Here is a 17,748-nt window from a genome sequence, read left to right on the forward strand (position 1 = left end):
CGTTATGTGCGTCACTTCAGCCCAGCTCACGGTGGTGAGTGGGAACAAAATGGAATGGCAGAGCGTTCTATCGGACTAGCTTTCGCCGAGAGAGAACGTCGACTCCGTCTCGGCCCGGGAATACGACCGGAATGCTATGTGCGTGTCGGTCTTGAGAACGCCCGGAACCCTGTTGATCCGCTCGGGAATGACCGTCGCGAGGTCCTGATGGTCGGGCACTCTGACGATGGCGACGATGTCAATCTCGCCCGCGCACGAGTACGCCTCCGACACACCGTCGATCTCGGCGATCGCTTGAGCTGTCGCGGGCAGCTTGTCCGGTGCGGCGTGCACGAGCACGATCGCGGTGATCACAGTAGCCTCCTTGACTGGCCCTGGACGTCGGGTGCCCGTTGATCATAGCCCGTCCTCGCCGGTGCGATGAGTTTTCCTCCGTGCCCTTGTCCATCCCTGTGACAGGCCGCGTAAGCGGGCCGCAACGAACCAGCACGCCGATAGTGGAGGGTAACCATGCCTACGAAAGCCTTCGTGAACCTGCCGGTCAAGGACCTGACGAAGTCGGTCGCGTTCTTCACCGAGCTGGGCTTCGAGTTCGATCCGAAGTTCACCGACGACAACGCCACCTGCATGATCGTCAACGACGGTGTCGCGGTCATGCTGCTGGTCGAGGAGTTCTTTGGCAACTTCACCAGCAAGAAGCCCTGCGACACGGGCACACACGCCGAGGCGATCATCGCGCTGTCCGCGGACAGCAGGGACGAGGTGGACAGCCTGGTCGACCGCGCGCTGAGTGCGGGCGGGAGTCCGTCGAACGAGCCGATAGATATGGAAGGCATGTACGGGCGCAGCTTCCAGGACGTCGACGGGCACAACTGGGAAGTCATGTACATGGACCCGAGCGTGATGGGGCAGTAGGCCACGCGGGAACGGTCGCGCCTCGCCCTATCGCCGCGCGAGGCGCGACCGGCGGTGGGCGGCCATCCGAACGGGGGCGTTGACCGAGCCGTAGCCCGCGTAGCCGCCGACGCGCTGGACGATCTCGAAGAACACCCGTGAGCCGAGCATCTCGGTGTAGAGATGGAAGAACGCACCGTGCTCGTCCTGGTCGTAGAGCACGTCGCAGGCGCGCATCCGCGCGATCAGGTCGGCGTCGAGCTCCAGCCGGGCCTCGAGGTCGTCGTAGTAGTTGTCCGGGACCGGAAGGATCTCGCCGCCGCGCTCGCGCATCGCCTGGGCGCTGGCGAAGATGTCGTCGGAGGCGAACGCGATGTGCTGCGGGTCGGGCACGCCCGGCGCCCACTCGCCCCTGCGAAGCAGCGTGCTGTTCAGGGCGATCCGCACGTCGCCATCGACGTCGGTCACGGCCCTGCTGCGCATCAGGCCGAACGGCGCGGCGTACTCGGCGTCGTGGTGCGGCTCGAGACCGAGCACCGACCGGTAGAACAGGCCTGCCTCGTCGAACCAGTCGAACGGCTGGGTCAGGGCGACATGGTCGGTGCGGGCCAGGCCCGTTCCGCCTGCGGTCTCGGTGCCGGTGAGGATGAAGTCGGACAGCCAGCCCACGTCGTCCTCCGCGCCGGTGCGGCAGAAGAACACCGCCGTGCCGTCCGGCGCGGCCACCGACGACAGGTCCGCCTCCGCGGGCCCTCGCGTGCGCGGCAGCACCGGGGCGAGCAACGCCTCGGCCCTGCGGGCGGAGCTCGCCGGGTCGAGACTGTCCACGGCCAACGCGCGTATCTCGGCGACCCCGCCGGGCTCGTCGCCCGCGTCGACGGTGTTGAGCAGCACCCGTGCGGTGCCCTGCTGCCAGAGCTGCACCGGCTTGGACCGGTGCTGGCCCCTGTGCGCGAAACCCATCGTGGCCAGCGCCCGCTCCACCCTCGCTGCCGAGCGCGCGTCCACCCCCAGCTCGGTGAAGGCGTGGCCGGTCAGCTCCGCAGCGCCGGGTAGTGACCCGGCTGCGGCTCCGGTCGCGGTCCCGGTTGTGGCCCCGGTTGTGGCCGGGACCGCAGCCCGTTCGGTAGCGACCGCGCGACCGCGGTGGTCGACGGCCTCGTCGAGGGTGCGCAGGGAGCGCATCGCGTCCACAGCCGTGCGGTTGGGGTCGGACTGGCGGAAGACGTCGTTGAACACCTCGAGCGACAGCGGACCCGAGTAGCCGGTGTCCAGCACGTCCCGCAGGAAGGTGGGCAGGTCGAAAGCGCCCTGGCGGGGGAACAGCCGGTGGTGCCTGCTCCACTGCAGCACGTCCATGGACAGCTGTGGCGCATCGGCCAGCTGCAGGAAGAACAGCTTCTCGCCGGGGATCCCGGCGATGCCGGACGGGGAGGGCTCGCGGGAGAGCACGTGGAAGCTGTCCAGGCACAACCCGAGCGCGGGATGGTCGCCGCGCCGGACGATATCCCAGGAACGGGCCCATGTGTCGACGTAACGCCCCCACGCAAGCGCCTCGTAGGCGATCCGGATCCCGCGTCGCGAGGCATGCTCGGCCAGGGTGCGTAGCTGTGCGGCTGCCAGCTCGTCGTCATCGACAGCGTGCGGCGATACGGTCGAGCACACCAGCATGGTCGAGGTGCCGAGCCGCTCCATGACGTCGAACTTGCGCTCGGCCCGGCGGAGACCGGCATGCAACCGGTCCTCGTCGACCCCCTCGAAGTCCCGGAACGGCTGGTACAGCTCGATCGACAGGCCGAGGTCCGCGCACAGCCTGCCTACTTCCTCCGGCGAGGCGGGGGAGGCGATGAGGTCGTTCTCGAAGATCTCCACCCCGTCGAACCCCGCTGCGGCCGCGGCTTCCAGCTTGTCCTCCAGCGTGCCGGACAGGCACACGGTGGCGATGCTGGTGCGCATGCCACCGCCGTGCGGGTGTGCGTGTGTCATGGCGTTCCCTCCTCGTGTGCCGGATGACTGGCCTGCTCCGCGTTCCCGGGGATCGCCACAGGGCCATTGGTGCGGGCCGCCGCCGCGATCGCCTGGGTCGCCCGCAGCGTGCGTACGCCGTCCTGGCCCGTGACGAGGGGCGGCGTTCCGGCACGGAGCACGTCGTGGAAGTGGTCGAGCTGGGCGCGCAGCGGGTCGCGGCGTGGCACATCGACCACCGATGTGTCGAACGGCTCGGTCCAGCCGGGCTGCCCCTGGTAGGTCGTCAGCCGCATGGTGGGCACGGCAAGCGATCCCCGGGTTCCGGTGACGACGTAGCAGTCCTCGTCGCCGGCGTGCGCGTAACGGGGGTTCTCCCCCGACGTCTGCTCCCAGCTCCGTGTCGACGCGGCGGTGTCGGACAGCAGGAACGTCCCGAGCGCGCCGCCGGCGAAGCGCAAGCCGATCGCGACGGTGTCCTCGACCGTGAACCCCCGGGCGCTCGTCGAGGCGGTGGCCTGCACTTCGACGATCTCCCCGCACAGCGCGCGCAGGTTGTCGACCTCGTGGATCATGTTGATCAGGATGGGGCCGCCACCGGGGTCGCGACGCCACGGCGCGGCTTCGAAGTAGCCGTCCGGTTTGTAGAACAGCGCGCTGCCCATGAGGGCGACAGGGGAACCGAGCGTTCCGCGCGCCACGATCTCCTGCGCGGTGGCCAGGATGGGGCTGTGCCGGCGATGGTGGCCCACCAGAAGCGGGACGCCCGCAGCGGACGCGGCCGCGACCAGCTTCTCGGCGTCGGCGACGTTGTCGGCGATGGGTTTCTCCACGAGTACCGGCACGCCTGCGGCGACACACTCCAGCGCGCAGCCGACGTGCTGGGTGTTCGGTGTGGCGACGACGGCACCGTCCGAGCGGGATACGGAGAACGCCTCGGCCGGTGACGCGTACCGCGGTACGCCTGCCTGCTCGGCGAGGTCGCCTGCGGCCGGGTCGGGATCGATGATCGCCGCGAGCCTGCACGCAGGGTGCTCCCGCACGAGCGCGATGTGCGTGCGGCCGATCAGCCCTGCGCCGACGACAGCTATGGCAGCGCTATCCGTTGTGGTCATTTCCGGCATCGCCCGGTCGGCATGTGGACGTGCACTTCGGGTAGTCCTTCCCGGAGTCTGCGGTGAGGTGGACCGGTGGGCGGTGGGGAGCTCGGGAGCCGCCGGATCTCCCCACCGCCGGGCCGCGTGAGGGTCAGGACGTGCTCTCGCGGGTCTTCTCGTAGAACTCGAGCTGCTTGCCGTCGAGATTGTCCAGGAAGTACTCCTCGGTCCTCGCCCGGAACGCGTCGCGGTCGACATCATCGACTATCTCGACGTCACCGCCCTGCTCCCATTCCCGGATGATCTCGTCCTCGTCCTCCTCGATGCACGTCCGGTTCTCCTGCCGTGTCTCGTGCACGGCCGCGGCGAGGGCATCCTGCTGCTCGCCCGAGAGCTCCTGCCAGCGGTCCTCCGAGATCACGATCATCTGCGAGCCTGTCTGGTGACCACTCATGCTGACGTGGCTCTGCACCTCGTCGAAGCTCTTCTCGGCGATCGTCGGGATCGGGTTCTCCTGCCCGTCGATGACCCCTTGCTGCAGGCTGACGTAGACCTCCTCGAAGGCCACCGGCGTGGCTTCCGCGCCCATCGCCTCGGCGTTGGTCAGGTAGGTGGGAGAGTCGGGGAACCGCATCCGCAGCCCCTCGAGGTCCCCGGGCGTGCGGATCGGCTCGTTGGCGCTGAAGTGCCGCATCCCGAAGTACCACGTGTCCAGCACCCGAGCGCCGGTCTCCTCCCGGAAGCCCGCGAAGACCTCGTCGGCCGCCCCGCCGTCGACGACCTCGAACAGGTGGTCCGGACCGTCGATGGCGTAGGCCATGTCGAACACGCCGATCGGAGCGTAGGCCGAGGCGAGCGCGGACGAGCCCTGCACGTCCATGTCGACGTCACCGGACATCACCGAGGTGAACCGCTCGTCGTCGGCGCCGAGCTGGCTGTCCGGAAACGTCTCGATCTCCACGCCGGCGTCCTGCTCGGCAACCTTCTCGGCCACCCGCTCGATGCCGCAGCGTGTGTGGGGGTGGTTGGTGGTGTAGCTGTTGGCGAAGGACAGCGTCACGGACCCGTCCTCGCCGCCGTTGCCGTCGCCGCCTGCCGCGTTGCAGGCGGCGGCCAGCAGGGCTGTGGCCGGCAGGACGGCCACCAGCCGGAGCTGCTTGCGTTTCGTGCTGTGTCGCATCGTTGTCTCCTTACGGTGACGGGCGGTACCGGGTCGGCCGCCCACTCGTTGGACCGTCATAAACCGAGTGCGTGAGGCAGGCCCAGTACGACGGACGGGACGAACGTGACGAGCAGCAACACGGCTACCAGGGGGATCAGGAACGGTGCCGTGCCGCGGAAGACCTCGTGTACCGGGGTGTCGGTCACCGGGCTCATCACGTAGAGAACCATGCCGATCGGCGGGGTCAGCAGTCCGATCATCAGGTTCAGGATCACGATGACGCCGAAGTGCAGCGGATCGACGCCGAACTGGACGGCGATCGGCAGCAGGATCGGCACCGTGATCACCAGGGCCGATGTTCCCTCCAGAACCGATCCGATCAGGATCAGCAGGACGTTGACGATGAGCAGGAAGACGATCTGGCTGTCGGTGATGCCCAGCATCGCCTCGGCGATCGCCTGTGGGACCTGCTCGCGGGCAAGGATCCAGCCGAGCAGCCCGGACGCGGCGATGATCAGCGTGATCGACGCCGTGGTGGTGGCTGTGTCGCGCACGATCGAGCCGAGGTCACGCAGGCTCAGCTTGCGGTAGGCCAGTCCCAGTACCAGGACGTAGGCTGCGGCGACGGCGGCCGCCTCGGTGGGGGTGAACAGTCCGCCGAGGATCCCGCCGAGGATGATGACGGGCGCGCCGAGCGGGCCGAGTACGTGCAGGGTCGCCGTGCGGAAGCGCCGCCAGGCGAAGGGTTCCCCGCGCAGCCCGGTTTGCCACCGCGACCAGATGAACACGGCCAGCGCAAGGCCGGTCGCCATCAGCGCGGCCGGAACGATCGATGCGGCGAACAGCGCGCCGGTGGACACCGCGGCGACGGAGGCGTAGATGATCGCGGGGATGCTCGGCGGCATCACCGGACCGATCACGCTGGAGGCCGCGGTCAGGCCCACGGCGAACTTCCGCGGGTAGTTGTTGCGCATCATCGCGGGCACCTCGACCTTGCCGAGGCCTGCCGCGTCGGCGAGTGCCGACCCGCTCATCCAGGAGAAGCCGAGGCTGACGCCGATGTTGACGTAGCCGAGACTTGCCCGGAGCCTGCCGACGGTGGCCAGGGCGAACTCGAACAGCCGCTCGGCGATGCCGGTGTGGTTGGCGATGACACCGACGAGGATGAACAGCGGTACCGCCAGTAACGGGAAGCTGTCCACGGCCTCGGTGACCATGCGCAGGCTCAACCCGGTCGACCGGCCCCCGGCGATCATGTAGACGAGGCAGGGCCCGAGGATGGCGAAAGCGGCCGGAACTCGCAGTACCAGCAGCGTGGCGATGCCCAGAGCCAGTAGCATCATGCTCATCCCGCCTGCCCTCCTGCACCGTCGCCTGCCTGTTCGCCTGCCGGGTCGCCGTTGCCCGCGCCAGGGGCGACGATCGCGACGAGCGCGCGGATCGCCGTGAGCACGAGCCCGATCAGCGGGATCACGTAGAGCCACTTGACCGGCATTCCCAGGCCCGGCGAGGTCTGCAGCGGGGGCAGCTGCAGCAACTCGACGGCCTCGTAGGCGAACCCGGCGCACACCGCGGCGACGACCAGGTTGGCCACGACCTCCACGAACCGCAGCGCGCCGGCCGGCACGGAATGGTCGATCAGCTTCAGGGTGATGTGGCTGTCGCGACCCATCAGGTAGCCGGCCACCGCGAAGGTCAGCCACACCAGGCTGAACCGGGCCAGCTCGCCTGCCCAGGTCCAGCTGTCCATCGGAAGGTAGCGCTGGAGTGCCTGGATGAGCATGAGCGCGAAGACGAGCACGACCAGTGCGCTGCCGAGGATCTGCTCGCCGCGCGCGAGCAGGCGCAGCACCGCGAAGCCCGGGCCGGCGCGCCCTCCGGGACCGTCCGGTTGGCGTCTCATGCGGACTCCTCCCGCCAGGACGACAGGTCGATCCAGGACTTGCCGGGTGCCTCGCGGGCCTTGGCGAACGCGGCGGCGGCGTTCTCCGGGTGTGAACCGGCCTGGAGAACCTGCTCCGGTGTCACCGACCCGTCGGCGACGGCCGCGGCCGTGGCGGAGAAGTCGGTGGGGTGGTCGTAGATGAGCGAGCCCACGATCGTCACCTGCCGCTGCACCAGTTCGCGGGTGGACACCGATACCGGGGACCGGCTCATGCCGATCATCACGACCGTCCCGCCGCCCGCGACGGCTCGCAGCGAGGTATCCCAGGCCGCAGGCACGCCCGCGGTGTCGAACACCAGCGGGAACGGTTCCACCTCCGCCGTCTCGACGCGCTTGGCTCCGAGTTGCTCGGCAAGCTCCAGCCTGCCCTCGTGCGGTTCGGTGACCGACACCTGTGCGCCCGCCGCAAGCAGGGTCTGGCAGGTGAACAACCCTTGCGACCCCGCCCCGACGACCAGGCACCGGTCACCGGGGGCCACCCCGGAGCGGCGCACCGCGGTGCGGGCGACGGCCAGCGGTTCGGTGCAGCCCAGCGCCCCGTCGGAAACGGTGGCCGGGACGGGCCAGGTGAAGCGTGCAGGCACGGCTACCCGCTCGGCGAGCAGACCCGGGTCGTTCATCCCGACGATGCGCCGCCTGTCGCACGCCGAGGTCCGGCCGTTGCGGCAGGCGACGCAGTCGAAGCAGCAGTAGTTGGGCTCGATGACCACGCGCTGCCCGACGTGCCGGTCGACGACACCGGGGCCGGTCGCGACGATCTCGCCGCCGCCCTCGTGTCCCATCACCCAGGGCAGCGACGGTACGGCCCGGTCGCCGTCGTAGACGCTCAGATCCGAGCCGCACAAGCCGACTGCCCGGATCGCGACGACCACGTCGCCGGGCCCCGGTTCGGGATCCGGCCAGTCGTTCACGAGAGCCACTGCCTGGGGCTCGGTCAACACGATGGCGCGCATTCGCCTGCTACCTCGCAACGCTTCATCCGTGGTCAGCGGGGTGATCGCTGACACAACTGCGTGGTTCATCCAGACGGTAAGCGGTTGTCGCAACAACGGCAAGCGGTTGCCAGAAGTTGCCACGACGAGTAGAAAGAACCGAGGAACTACCCTGCGGATATGTGCGGGTCGGAGGCCGGCTATGGCACGGGATGAGCGGAAGCGACCGACGATCTACGACGTCGCGCGGGAAGCGGAGCTGGCCCCGTCGACGGTGTCGCGAGCGCTGTCCAACCCGGGGCGGGTGAGCTCGCGGACCCGCGAACACGTACTCGCGGTCGCGGACCGACTGGGGTACCAGGTCAACTCGCTGGCGAGCGCGTTGCCGTCCGGACGGACGCACACGGTCGCGCTGTTCGTGTCGGACATCACCAACCCGCACTTCTTCGGGATCATCCGGGGCGCGGAACACCAGGCGCGGGCGGCCGGGTGCACGCTCATCCTCGGGGACACCGAGGAGTCACCGGAGGTGGAGGCCAGGAACATCGAACGGCTCGGCAGCTCGGTGGACGGCTTCGTCGTCGCGGCGAGCCGGATGACCGACGAGGACATCGAAGCGCTCGCGGGCAAGCACAGGGTCGCCCTCATCAGCAGGCAGCTGGCGGGCCTGCCGAGCGTCATCGTGGACCATGTGGACGGTACCCGGGAGATCGTCGAACATCTCGCCGCGCTCGGGCACGAGTCGCTCGTCTACCTCGCCGGCCCGCGCAGGGCATGGTTGACCGACCAGCGGTGGCGCGGCCTCGCGCAGGCCGCGCGGCGGGTGGGGATGTCGGCGAGGCGACTCGGCCCGTTCCAGCCGACCATGCGGGCAGGTGCGAACGCGGCCGACGTCGCGTTGGGCTCCGGGGCGACAGCGGCCGTCGCGCACAACGACCTGATGGCGATCGGGATGCTGCGCCGGGTAGCGGAACGCGGCATGCGCGTGCCGGACGATCTCAGCGTCGTCGGGTTCGACGACATATTCGGATCCGACATCTCCTCTCCCGCACTGACCACGCTCGGCGGGCCGTTCGAGGAGGTCGGGCGGCTGGCTGTGGACTCGTTGCTCGGGATGCGGGAGAAGTCGCGGGAAGCCGGCCGCGCCGAGCAGATCGTCCTGCCGTCACACCTGGTGATCCGTGGCTCGACGGGGAAGGCCCCTGTGCGGTAGCCGACGGTGTGGTAGCGCGCACCACCGCAGAACGTCCCGCGTACGACCCGACAGAACCCGGCGACCTGCGCGTGGCTCGCAGCGGCGATCACCACCCAGGACCTGAAGGGGCGGGGAGCGGACGACTGGACGGCCCCCGCAGGCTCCCGGCCGCGTACGGCCCGCTGAGCCGTGGGCGCTCCTGCCCCGAGCGCGCTCCTGGGTTGCTCAGCCTGCCGAAGCAGGTGCCGGTGGCTCAGCGTGGGCGCTGTGCTCGTGCTTCCCTGCCAGCGGAGGCATCGGCCTGCATCTCGCCCTCGCAGCAGGACTCCTTCCACTTGCATACGGGACACAGCCACCGCGTCCGGGCCGGCTCGAATACCGTGGCGCAGCGGGAGCACTCGATCATGTTCTCTCCGGGAGCGTCTGCTCGGTGTCGGGTGCCCATGATGCCTGACGTGTGCCGCAGCACGCATGCGCACCGGCGAGCCGTGTGGCTGCGTGGCCCCTCCGGATGCGCCCGGTATGGCTGGATACGTCCGGCATTTCGGAGTTTCATGGCGGTATGCGACCCGGAGCAGGTGCGGTCCTGGCCGTGGCGGTTACCGCCGTGGCGTTGTTCGGCTGCGGTTCGACCGAACCGTACCCGGTTCCGGATGATGCAGTGGTGCCGGATGACGCTTTCGTGCCGGATCACCGTCTGGTACCGGATGACGGCCGCCGCGCGCCGGGCCCGCAGGATCCGTGCGCGGGCACGGCGCGCACGCCGCCCCCGTACCCTGGTGACGTCGCCTCGACCGTGGCCGATGCCGTCACCGGGTCCGTGAACGGCGCCGATGTCGGGATCGTGGTCCTCGACCGGTGCGCGAACGAGACGGTGGCCGCGTTCGGGCCCGATCAGCCGTTCTACACGGCGTCGGTGGTCAAGCTGCTGATCGCCGTCGAGATCCTGAGCAGGGCGGACACGACCGGACTGGCCGCCGCGGACCGCCGGGAGGTCGAGGCGATGCTGGCTCGCAGCGACGACGGCGTCGCGTCGCGACTGTGGGACACCCACGGCGGCAGGGACATCGTGCGGGCCGACCGTACGTCGCGGTTCTGCTCACCCGTTTCCCGGCGGGCACGACATTCGACGACGGCCGGGAAGCCCTGACCGCAGGCGCCCGCGAACTCACCGCGACGCTGGACTGACGGTGCGTAGCAGGCGCGGATGTCGTGCGCCCTGCTGGACGCGGGCCGAGGTGCCCGGCTGTCGAGGCGGTGGCAGGCGATGTCCGATGGCCTGCCCACGATGGGCTACCCGGCTTGTGCACGGACCGGCAGCATGTCGGATGATCGTGCGTGGACAGCTACCGGCACCCGAGGAGGCATGTCATGGGCGGCACCGCACTGGTAACCGGCGGAACGGGCGGCCTGGGCACGGCGGTGACGGGGGAGTTGCTGCGCCAGGGCTGGCGGGTCGTGGTGCCGTGGAACTCGCCCGGGTCCGCGGAGCACGTTCAAGAACACGACAACCTCGATCTGATCAAGGCCGACCTGTTCGAGGAAGGCGACGCGGCGTCGGTGGCCGGGCGGGCTGCTGCTGATCCGGACGCCCCATTGCGCGCGGTGGTCAACCTGGTGGGCGGCTTCGCCATGGGAGGCAGGGTGCACGAGGCACCGGTCGCCGACTTCGAGCAACAGCTGCGCCTGAACCTGCGCCCGGCCTACCTGACCTCGCAGGCCGCGATCCCGCATCTGATCGACAGCGGGGGCGGCTCTGTCGTGTGCGTGTCCAGCAAGGCCGCGCTCAAGCCGTTTCCCGGGGGCGTGGGTTACGTGACGTCGAAGGCGGCCCTGCTGGCGTTCGTCGACACGCTCGCCGTGGAGTACAAGGGAAAGGGCATCCGGAGCAACGCTGTGCTGCCAGGCATGATCGACACTCCGGCGAACCGTGCGGGGCAGCCGAACGCCGACCGCAGCAACTGGACCGCGCCGGAGGACATCGCCTCGGTGATCGCGTTCCTGTGCGCCGGGGACTCCTCGGTCGTCAACGGCGCGCACGTGCCGGTATAGCGTGCCGGGCACAGGGCGCCGCGGCGGCCACGCCACCCTGGCTGTGACTACCCTTCCGGTGCCCCGCCTGCCCGGACGTCCACGATCGGCAGCCGGAGCGCGGCCGGGGCGTGTGTCGGTACCGCAGGTCGGGCCGGTGGCACCGGGTGGAGGCGCCGGTAGGTCGCTCGAAGGGGCGGCCGCTGGTCGGCCTCGGACCGGTTCGGCCAGAACGCCATCGCGCGCTCGGCCTGGGCTGTGATGGTCAGCGACGGGTTGACCCCGAGGTTCGCCGAGATGGTCGAGCCGTCGACCACGTGCAGCCCCGGATGCCCGTACACCCTGTGCCACGGGTCGATCACACCGGTTTCCGGTGAGTCCCCGATGGCGCATCCGCCGATGAAGTGGGCGGTCATCGGGATGTTGGCGATGTCACCGAGCTGCCCGCCAGGGGCGCCCCCGATCTTCTCGGCGATCCGCCGGGTGGCCTCGTTGCCGACGGGGATCCAGGTCGGGTTGGGTTGCCCGTGCCCCTGCTTCGAGGTGAGCCGGTAGCGACCGAACCGGGTACGCCTACCGGAGACGGTGATGGAGTTGTCCAGCGACTGCATCACCAGCACGATGATCGTCTTCTCCGACCAGCGCCGGACGGACAGCCAACGGAGCTGCCGCGGGTTGCCGAGCATCTCCTTGAGCCAGGTGACCCATCGCGGGTGGCGCTTCCCGCCGTCGGTCAGCGCCGTCTGCAGCAGCCCCATGGCGTTGCTGCCCTTGCCGTAGCGCACCGGTTCGACATGGGTGTGCTCGTCGGGATGGAAGGACGACGTGATCGCGATGCCCCTGCTGTAGTCGACATCGGTGCTCGGGGCGCGGGCCCCCATGATGGCCTCGGAGTTGGTCCGGGTCAGTGTGCCCAGCTTCGCCGAGATGCCTGGCAGGGAACCGCTGTCCCGCATGCGGTGCAGCAGCTTCTGGGTGTTGTAGGTTCCGGCCGCGAAGACGACCTGCTCCGCCGTGAAGCTGCGGCGGTCCCGCGGCCGCTTACCGGAACGCCCGGTGGCCACGGTCTCCACCACGTACCCCTCGTCGCGGCGCGGGCGCACCTCGGTGACGGTGGTCAGCGGGTGAACCTGCGCCCCGCTCTGCTCTGCCAGGTACAGGTAGTTCTTGTCCAGCGTGTTCTTCGCGTTGTGCCGGCATCCGGTCATGCATGAGCCGCAGGAGACGCAGCTCGACCGCTGCGGCCCGGCCCCGCCGAAGAACGGGTCGGCGACCTCGGTCCCCGGCGGCGTTCCCGGCCCGCCGAAGTACACGCCTACCGGCGTGTGATGGAACGTCTCACCTGCCCCCATGTCCTCGGCGACCTCGCCGACGACCCGGTCCGCGTCGGTGTGCAGCGGGTTCTCCACGACGCCCAGCATGCGCTCGGCCTGGTCGAAGAATGGGGCGAGCTCGTCGCGCCAGTCGGTGATATGCCGCCACTGCGGATCCTCGTAGAACGGCGCCAGCGGCTTGTACAGCGTGTTCGCGTAGACCAGCGACCCTCCGCCGACGCCGGCGGCTGCCATGATCACCGCGTCCTGCAACAGATGGATCCGTTGCAGCCCGTAACAGCCGAGCCGCGGTGCCCACAGGAAGCGGCGCAGGTTCCACGAGGTCTTCGGGTAGGTGGTCTCGTCGAAGCGCCTGCCGGCTTCCAGCACGCCGACCCGGTAGCCCTTCTCGGTTAGCCGAAGCGCGCTGACCGAGCCGCCGAAGCCGGAACCGATGATCAGCACGTCGTAGTCGTAGCCGTTGTCGCTCATGCTCCCGCCGATCACGTCGTCGTCGATGGAGGTCACGGTAGGCGCCGGGTAGCGGCTGGTCACAGGTGCGAACGCGCCAGAGAGTTACTATGTCCGGCCAGGAGATGGTTCCCGCGAGCGGGGAGTGACCAATGGTGCGGTGGGATGTGCGGCGACCGGCCGCGAGCGCGCTGCTGCTCACCAAGCTCGGCGCAGAGAGCGGTGTAGCCACGCGGACCTGCCTGCGCGGCAGCGGCGTCACCGCCGAGCAGCTGGAGGATCCGTCGACCGAGCTGACCGCGGCGCAGGAACTGACCATTACCCGTAACCTGCTGGACGCGCTCGGGCACCCGGAGGGGCTGGGGTTGCGCGCGGGCGCGCGCTATCACCTCACCACCCACGGCATCTGGGGGTTCGCGCTGATCAGTAGCCCGACGTTGCGCAGCGCCATCGATGTGGGCCTGCGTTTCCTCGACCTGACCTACTCGTACTGCCGGATCGAGGTGCGCGAAGGGGAGCGGGGATTGCTGCTGGTGCTCGCCGCGCCGGATGTCCCCGTCGACCTGCGACGGTTCGCGGTGGAGCGGGACGTGGCCGCCATCCGGACGCTGCAGTCCGACCTGCTGGCCGAGCCGGTGGCGCTGCACGGCGTACGGTTCGCCTTCCCGCCGCCGTCGGGTTCGGTCGACCGTTACGCGGAACTGTGCGGCGTACGCCCCGAGTTCGGCTGCGCGGAGAACGTCGTCGAGATCGACCCTGTTCTGCTGGACGCGCCGTTACCGCAGGCCGACGAGCACAGCGCCGCGCTGATGCGGCAGCAGTGCCGCGAGCTTCTCGAGCGCAGGCAGCAACGGGCGGGCCTGGCCGGACAGGTCCGTGAGCACGTGCTCGCACGGATGAGTAGCCCGCCGGGTCGTGCCGAGATGGCCGCTGCGCTGCACATCAGCGAGCGGACGCTACACCGGCGACTCGCAGAGGAAGGCACGTCCTATCGGGATGTGCTGAACGACGCTCGCGCGGAACTGGCAGAGGACCTGCTGTCGACGGCGGGACTTCCGGTGGCCGAGGTCGCAAGGCGGTTGGGCTATGTGGAGGTGACCAGCTTCTCGCAGGCCTTCCGGCGATGGAAGGGCGTCGGGCCACGTACCTTCCGGGGAGGTATCGCGCCCCGGAAGGCGCCGTGAGCGGCGCGAATACAATTTCCGATTCGACATAGTGCGTAATGGGCAACGGTTGCGTATTCATCACCGTACGATTGTGCTTCGCGAGTCGAGGGATCATTTCGCGGTGAGAACGGTCACCGGCGTGGTTGTGGCGATTTCCCCGTTCGGCACGGCGGGCGAGCAATCTGCCGATACCGGCGGAACAAGGTGACCAGGATCACGGTGACAAATTACTCGGCGCGGTCCCCTGCCCGGGAAAACTCCAGTTGAGTGGGGCCGGACAGCGCGGTCGCGGCGCCGGCGCCGGGCTACGCGTCGAGTGATGTGCGCGGCCAACCGGACCGGAATTGGCTCGTTCAGAGTAGTTTCACCTGACCGCGAGAGTTACTATTTTCTCCACGTGGGTCCCGTCCACTCATCTCGACAGCGCGGTCGTGGGTGAGCTTGCGATAGGCTCCCTGGAGCGTTTGGTGAACTGCCGTGATCGACGTCGACAGGATATTATTGTCGACAGGAGGGAAACCCAAGTACGACATGAACACCATCGCACTCGAACTCGTGCCGCCTGACCTCGACGGCGGTGTGGACAAGGCTGTCGAGGAAGCTCGCAAGGTGGCGGAGAACGCCCGCGCCACCGGGATGACCGAGCGCATCAAGCACCTGATGATCCCGGGCATCATCGCCGAGGACGACGACCGCCCGGTCGAGATCAGGCCGAAGATGGACACGCTCGACTTCTGGAACACGGTGCGGCCGGAGATCGGCGATGTGCAAGGCCTGTGCACTCAGGTAACCGCCTTCCACGACAAGCCCCAGCTCACCGACCGTCTACAGGATCTGGTCGACGCCGGTATGGACGGCATCACCTTCGTCGGTGTGCCCCGCACACTCGCCGATGGCCAGGGTCCGGGGGTTGCCCCGACGGACGCGTTGAGCGAGTTCCAGGACATCGTCGACAACCGTGGCGTGATCCTGATTCCGACCCGGGAAGGCGAGCAGGGGCGTTTCAACTTCAAGTGTGAGCGCGGCGCCACTTACGCGATGACGCAGCTGCTGTACTCGGACGCCATCGTCGACTTCCTCAGCGACTTCGCCAAGGAGACGCCGCATCGGCCCGAGATCCTGCTGTCCTTCGGCTTCGTGCCGTCCGTGGAGAGCCGGATGAAGCTGATCGACTGGCTCATCCAGGACCCGGGCAACAGTGCCGTCGAGCAGGAGCAGAAGCTCGTCGCGCAGATTGCCGAGCGCTCCTTCGAGGAGCGCAAGCAGTTCCTCGTGGACCTGTACAAGCGCATCATCGACGGGGTCTACGACCTCGGCTTCCCGCTCAGCGTGCATCTCGAGGCGCCGTACGGCTACTCCAAGCCGGCCTTCGAGACCTTCGCGGAGATGCTCGACTACTGGGAGCCGAGCCCGAACGGCTCCTGAGCCGCGAGCCGCTCCAGAACCAGAAGCTCTGGTCCGACCGCCAGCAGGATGTTCCGGCAGCCGCGACCTCCCCGCGGAGGCCCCGTCTGCCGGACGGCGGCCGGACCAACCGCTGTTGCTTGTCTGGCTCTGGTCCGACCGCCAGCAGGATGTTCCGGCAGCCGCGACCTCCCTGCGGAGGCCCCGTCTGCCGGACGGCGGCCGGACCAACCGCTGGTACACCGCGCCGGGTCGTCTGATTGGCTAGCGCGATGAATGCGTTGTCCGATCTCGTAGTCGCCGATTTCTCCCGCGTGCTCGCTGCCCCGTACGCGACGATGCTGCTCGCCGATATGGGCGCCGATGTGATCAAGGTCGAGCATCCGGAAAGAGGGGACGAGACTCGCGGCTGGGGGCCTCCGTTCGCCGGGCAGGAGGCCACCTACTTCCTCTCGGTCAACCGCAACAAACGCTCCCTCGGGCTCGACCTCGCGGACCCGGTGGACAACCGGCGCGCTCACGAGCTCGTGCGCAGGGCTGATGTGGTGGTGGAGAACTTCAGGCCCGGCACCATGGCCAAGTACGGGCTGGCCTACGAGCAGGTCAGCGAGATCAACTCGGGTGTGGTGTACTGCTCGATCACCGGCTTCGGTTCCGAGGAGGGGGCCGACCTGCCCGGCTACGACCTCCTCGTGCAGGCTGTCGGCGGGCTGATGAGCGTGACCGGGCAGGAGCCGGGGCAACCCGTGAAGACGGGCGTCGCTGTCGTGGATGTGCTCACCGGGCTGCACGCGATGACCGGGATCCTCGCCGCGCTCCGTCACCGCGACGCCACCGGCCAGGGGCAGCTCGTCGAGGCGAACCTGCTCACATCGTTGCTGTCCGGGCTGGTCAACCAGAGCGCCGGATACACCCTCGCGGGCGCGGTGCCCGGGGCCATGGGCAACCGGCGCCCGTCCGTCGCACCGTACGAGCTGTTCGCTACCGCGGATGTCCCGATGGTGCTGGCCGTCGGGAACGACCGGCAGTTCGCGACGCTGTGTGACGGCATCGGCGTGCCGGAGCTCGCCCGTGATCAGCGATTCACCACGAACTCCGACCGGGTCGCGCACGTCGAGGAGCTCGGGGAACTGTTGGCAAAGCGGCTGCGGGAACGCACCGCGAAGGAATGGTTCGACCTGCTGACCCCGCTGGGAGTGCCGTGCGGACCGGTGAACGACGTGGCGGGTGCCTTCGCGCTCGCGGACGATCTCGGTTTGCGCTCCCGCGCGTCGATCGGCCGTGCGGGTGACGCCGAGGACGACGCCGCCGAGTTCGTGGCCAACCCGCTCTCGCTGTCGGAGACCCCGCCCGTGTACCGGGCACGCCCACCCCATCTCGGCGAACACACCGCGGAGATCGTTGCCTGGCTCGACGGAGACGAGGGACGGTGACGACTCGCGACTGCGCGCGGTTGTCAGAAGGGTGGGTCGCCGGGTGGGTCGGTGCCGCTGGTTGTGCGGTCGGTGGGGGTGTCCGATGGGGTTGGTTCGGGTGGTGCGGTTGGTGGGTGTTGTTTCGTGGTGTAGCACCGTCCGGTGGGGGTGGTGATGGTGGTGGTGCCGGTGGTGGGGTTGTGGTGGAGGGTCCAGTGGGGGTGGTCTTTCATGCGGTGGTGCCGGCGGCATTTGGCTCCGCCGTTGGTGTGGGCAGTGGTGCCGTGTTCACCGCGTCCCCATCCGCGGAGGTGGTCGTAGTCGCTGTGCTGGGCGGGCCGGTGGCAGCCGGGTGTGGTGCATTCGGCATCGCGCACGGCCACCAGGTCGCGGATGGCGGTGGTGGGCCGGTAGCGCCTGCGCCCCACGTCCAACACGGCGCCGCTGGCGGGGTCGGTGAGGACTGTGCGCCATACGCTGTTCTCGCTGGCCAGGATGTGGCGGGCGATCGGGGCGGGGAGGGGCCCGTAGCCGGAGAGTTCGCAGCCCGTCTCCGTCATGCCCAGCGCGGTGTCGATGGGCATGTGCAGGAACACGGTCGCCGCCGCCTCCGGCACACTCACCCCGGGATCCTGCCCGAGCAGGAGGTTGGCGTGGATATCGGCCCGCAGCTGGTCCAACGTACGCGCATCGCCCCGGTGACGTTGCTTGCGCGCGAGCGCGTCGATGCGGGCATACGCCGAAGCCGCCACCTCGGC

16 protein-coding genes are annotated in these 17,748 nt (G+C 69.1%); 7 read left to right on the top strand and 9 right to left on the bottom strand.

Annotated features, from left to right (window positions below; genetic code table 11):
- Positions 1–75 precede the first annotated feature (75 nt).
- Entirely contained in the window at positions 76–354 is a 279-nt protein-coding gene (locus tag CHB84_RS03920) for an Lrp/AsnC family transcriptional regulator (RefSeq protein ID WP_089300075.1), read from the bottom strand.
- Positions 355–510: 156 nt separating this feature from the next.
- Here CHB84_RS03920 and CHB84_RS03925 point away from each other — a divergent pair, with 156 nt between their 5' ends.
- A complete protein-coding gene (locus CHB84_RS03925) occupies positions 511–915 on the top strand; it encodes a VOC family protein (protein ID WP_089300076.1) in 405 nt (134 codons plus the stop codon).
- A 27-nt stretch (positions 916–942) separates the two neighbouring features.
- On the opposite strand, the gene CHB84_RS03930 is transcribed toward CHB84_RS03925, so the two are convergent.
- The 6 genes from CHB84_RS03930 to CHB84_RS03955 all read right to left on the bottom strand — a co-directional run bounded on the left by CHB84_RS03930 (position 943) and on the right by CHB84_RS03955 (position 8,085).
- Positions 943–2,880 carry a bifunctional sugar phosphate isomerase/epimerase/4-hydroxyphenylpyruvate dioxygenase family protein gene (locus CHB84_RS03930; protein ID WP_245818534.1) on the bottom strand — a complete coding sequence of 646 codons (1,938 nt, stop codon included), beginning with the start codon at positions 2,878–2,880 and terminating at the stop codon, positions 943–945.
- Positions 2,877–3,974, bottom strand: coding sequence for a Gfo/Idh/MocA family protein (locus tag CHB84_RS03935; protein WP_089300128.1), 1,098 nt, complete (start codon positions 3,972–3,974; stop codon positions 2,877–2,879). Before CHB84_RS03935 ends, CHB84_RS03930 begins: the two co-directional genes overlap by 4 nt.
- 133 nt (positions 3,975–4,107) lie before the next feature.
- Positions 4,108–5,136, bottom strand: a complete 1,029-nt coding sequence (locus CHB84_RS03940; RefSeq protein WP_089300077.1) for a DctP family TRAP transporter solute-binding subunit — start codon at positions 5,134–5,136, stop codon at positions 4,108–4,110.
- A 56-nt stretch (positions 5,137–5,192) separates the two neighbouring features.
- Positions 5,193–6,467 (bottom strand): TRAP transporter large permease, encoded by a 1,275-nt coding sequence (locus tag CHB84_RS03945; protein ID WP_089300078.1) that lies wholly within the window; start codon positions 6,465–6,467, stop codon positions 5,193–5,195.
- Complete coding sequence (locus CHB84_RS03950; RefSeq protein ID WP_089300079.1) at positions 6,464–7,021, bottom strand: TRAP transporter small permease; 558 nt, start codon at positions 7,019–7,021, stop codon at positions 6,464–6,466. The genes CHB84_RS03945 and CHB84_RS03950 overlap by 4 nt, the downstream gene beginning before the upstream one ends.
- The gene (locus CHB84_RS03955) at positions 7,018–8,085 is read right to left on the bottom strand and encodes a zinc-dependent alcohol dehydrogenase (protein ID WP_342743922.1); all 1,068 of its coding nucleotides are present in this window, start codon (positions 8,083–8,085) and stop codon (positions 7,018–7,020) included. The genes CHB84_RS03950 and CHB84_RS03955 overlap by 4 nt, the downstream gene beginning before the upstream one ends.
- A 112-nt stretch (positions 8,086–8,197) precedes the next feature.
- Here CHB84_RS03955 and CHB84_RS03960 point away from each other — a divergent pair, with 112 nt between their 5' ends.
- The 3 genes from CHB84_RS03960 to CHB84_RS03970 all read left to right on the top strand — a co-directional run bounded on the left by CHB84_RS03960 (position 8,198) and on the right by CHB84_RS03970 (position 11,242).
- A complete protein-coding gene (locus tag CHB84_RS03960; RefSeq protein ID WP_089300081.1) occupies positions 8,198–9,208 on the top strand; it encodes a LacI family DNA-binding transcriptional regulator in 1,011 nt (336 codons plus the stop codon).
- Positions 9,209–9,782: 574 nt separating this feature from the next.
- The gene (locus CHB84_RS03965) at positions 9,783–10,340 is read left to right on the top strand and encodes a serine hydrolase (protein WP_176439768.1); all 558 of its coding nucleotides are present in this window, start codon (positions 9,783–9,785) and stop codon (positions 10,338–10,340) included.
- Positions 10,341–10,561: 221 nt separating this feature from the next.
- Complete coding sequence (locus CHB84_RS03970) at positions 10,562–11,242, top strand: SDR family NAD(P)-dependent oxidoreductase (protein WP_089300083.1); 681 nt, start codon at positions 10,562–10,564, stop codon at positions 11,240–11,242.
- A gap of 47 nt (positions 11,243–11,289) precedes the next feature.
- On the opposite strand, the gene CHB84_RS03975 is transcribed toward CHB84_RS03970, so the two are convergent.
- Positions 11,290–13,026: a GMC oxidoreductase gene (locus CHB84_RS03975; RefSeq protein WP_089300129.1), complete on the bottom strand. Its 1,737-nt coding sequence runs from the start codon at positions 13,024–13,026 to the stop codon at positions 11,290–11,292.
- A gap of 131 nt (positions 13,027–13,157) precedes the next feature.
- Here CHB84_RS03975 and CHB84_RS03980 point away from each other — a divergent pair, with 131 nt between their 5' ends.
- From CHB84_RS03980 to CHB84_RS03990, 3 genes are all read left to right on the top strand, one after another.
- Positions 13,158–14,189: an AraC family transcriptional regulator gene (locus CHB84_RS03980; RefSeq protein WP_089300084.1), complete on the top strand. Its 1,032-nt coding sequence runs from the start codon at positions 13,158–13,160 to the stop codon at positions 14,187–14,189.
- Positions 14,190–14,702: 513 nt separating this feature from the next.
- Complete coding sequence (locus CHB84_RS03985) at positions 14,703–15,596, top strand: mycobacterial-type methylenetetrahydrofolate reductase (protein WP_089300085.1); 894 nt, start codon at positions 14,703–14,705, stop codon at positions 15,594–15,596.
- A gap of 251 nt (positions 15,597–15,847) precedes the next feature.
- Entirely contained in the window at positions 15,848–17,008 is a 1,161-nt protein-coding gene (locus tag CHB84_RS03990) for a CaiB/BaiF CoA transferase family protein (RefSeq protein ID WP_089300086.1), read from the top strand.
- A 23-nt stretch (positions 17,009–17,031) separates the two neighbouring features.
- Here the strand turns inward: CHB84_RS03990 and CHB84_RS22730 are convergent.
- A partial coding sequence (locus CHB84_RS22730) for a 13E12 repeat family protein (RefSeq protein WP_217898458.1) occupies positions 17,032–17,748 on the bottom strand: 717 nt, incomplete at its 5' end.

This window comes from Haloechinothrix alba (assembly GCF_900188115.1).
Lineage (GTDB): Bacteria > Actinomycetota > Actinomycetes > Mycobacteriales > Pseudonocardiaceae > Haloechinothrix > Haloechinothrix alba.

Coding starts and splice junctions, on each gene's coding strand:
- CHB84_RS03925 (WP_089300076.1), top strand. CDS start 511: ATGCCTACGAAAGCCTTCGTGAACCTGCCGGTCAAGGACCTGACGAAG.
- CHB84_RS03930 (WP_245818534.1), bottom strand. CDS start 2,880: ATGACACACGCACACCCGCACGGCGGTGGCATGCGCACCAGCATCGCC.
- CHB84_RS03935 (WP_089300128.1), bottom strand. CDS start 3,974: ATGACCACAACGGATAGCGCTGCCATAGCTGTCGTCGGCGCAGGGCTG.
- CHB84_RS03940 (WP_089300077.1), bottom strand. CDS start 5,136: ATGCGACACAGCACGAAACGCAAGCAGCTCCGGCTGGTGGCCGTCCTG.
- CHB84_RS03945 (WP_089300078.1), bottom strand. CDS start 6,467: ATGAGCATGATGCTACTGGCTCTGGGCATCGCCACGCTGCTGGTACTG.
- CHB84_RS03950 (WP_089300079.1), bottom strand. CDS start 7,021: ATGAGACGCCAACCGGACGGTCCCGGAGGGCGCGCCGGCCCGGGCTTC.
- CHB84_RS03955 (WP_342743922.1), bottom strand. CDS start 8,085: ATGAACCACGCAGTTGTGTCAGCGATCACCCCGCTGACCACGGATGAA.
- CHB84_RS03960 (WP_089300081.1), top strand. CDS start 8,198: ATGGCACGGGATGAGCGGAAGCGACCGACGATCTACGACGTCGCGCGG.
- CHB84_RS03970 (WP_089300083.1), top strand. CDS start 10,562: ATGGGCGGCACCGCACTGGTAACCGGCGGAACGGGCGGCCTGGGCACG.
- CHB84_RS03975 (WP_089300129.1), bottom strand. CDS start 13,026: ATGAGCGACAACGGCTACGACTACGACGTGCTGATCATCGGTTCCGGC.
- CHB84_RS03980 (WP_089300084.1), top strand. CDS start 13,158: ATGGTGCGGTGGGATGTGCGGCGACCGGCCGCGAGCGCGCTGCTGCTC.
- CHB84_RS03985 (WP_089300085.1), top strand. CDS start 14,703: ATGAACACCATCGCACTCGAACTCGTGCCGCCTGACCTCGACGGCGGT.
- CHB84_RS03990 (WP_089300086.1), top strand. CDS start 15,848: ATGAATGCGTTGTCCGATCTCGTAGTCGCCGATTTCTCCCGCGTGCTC.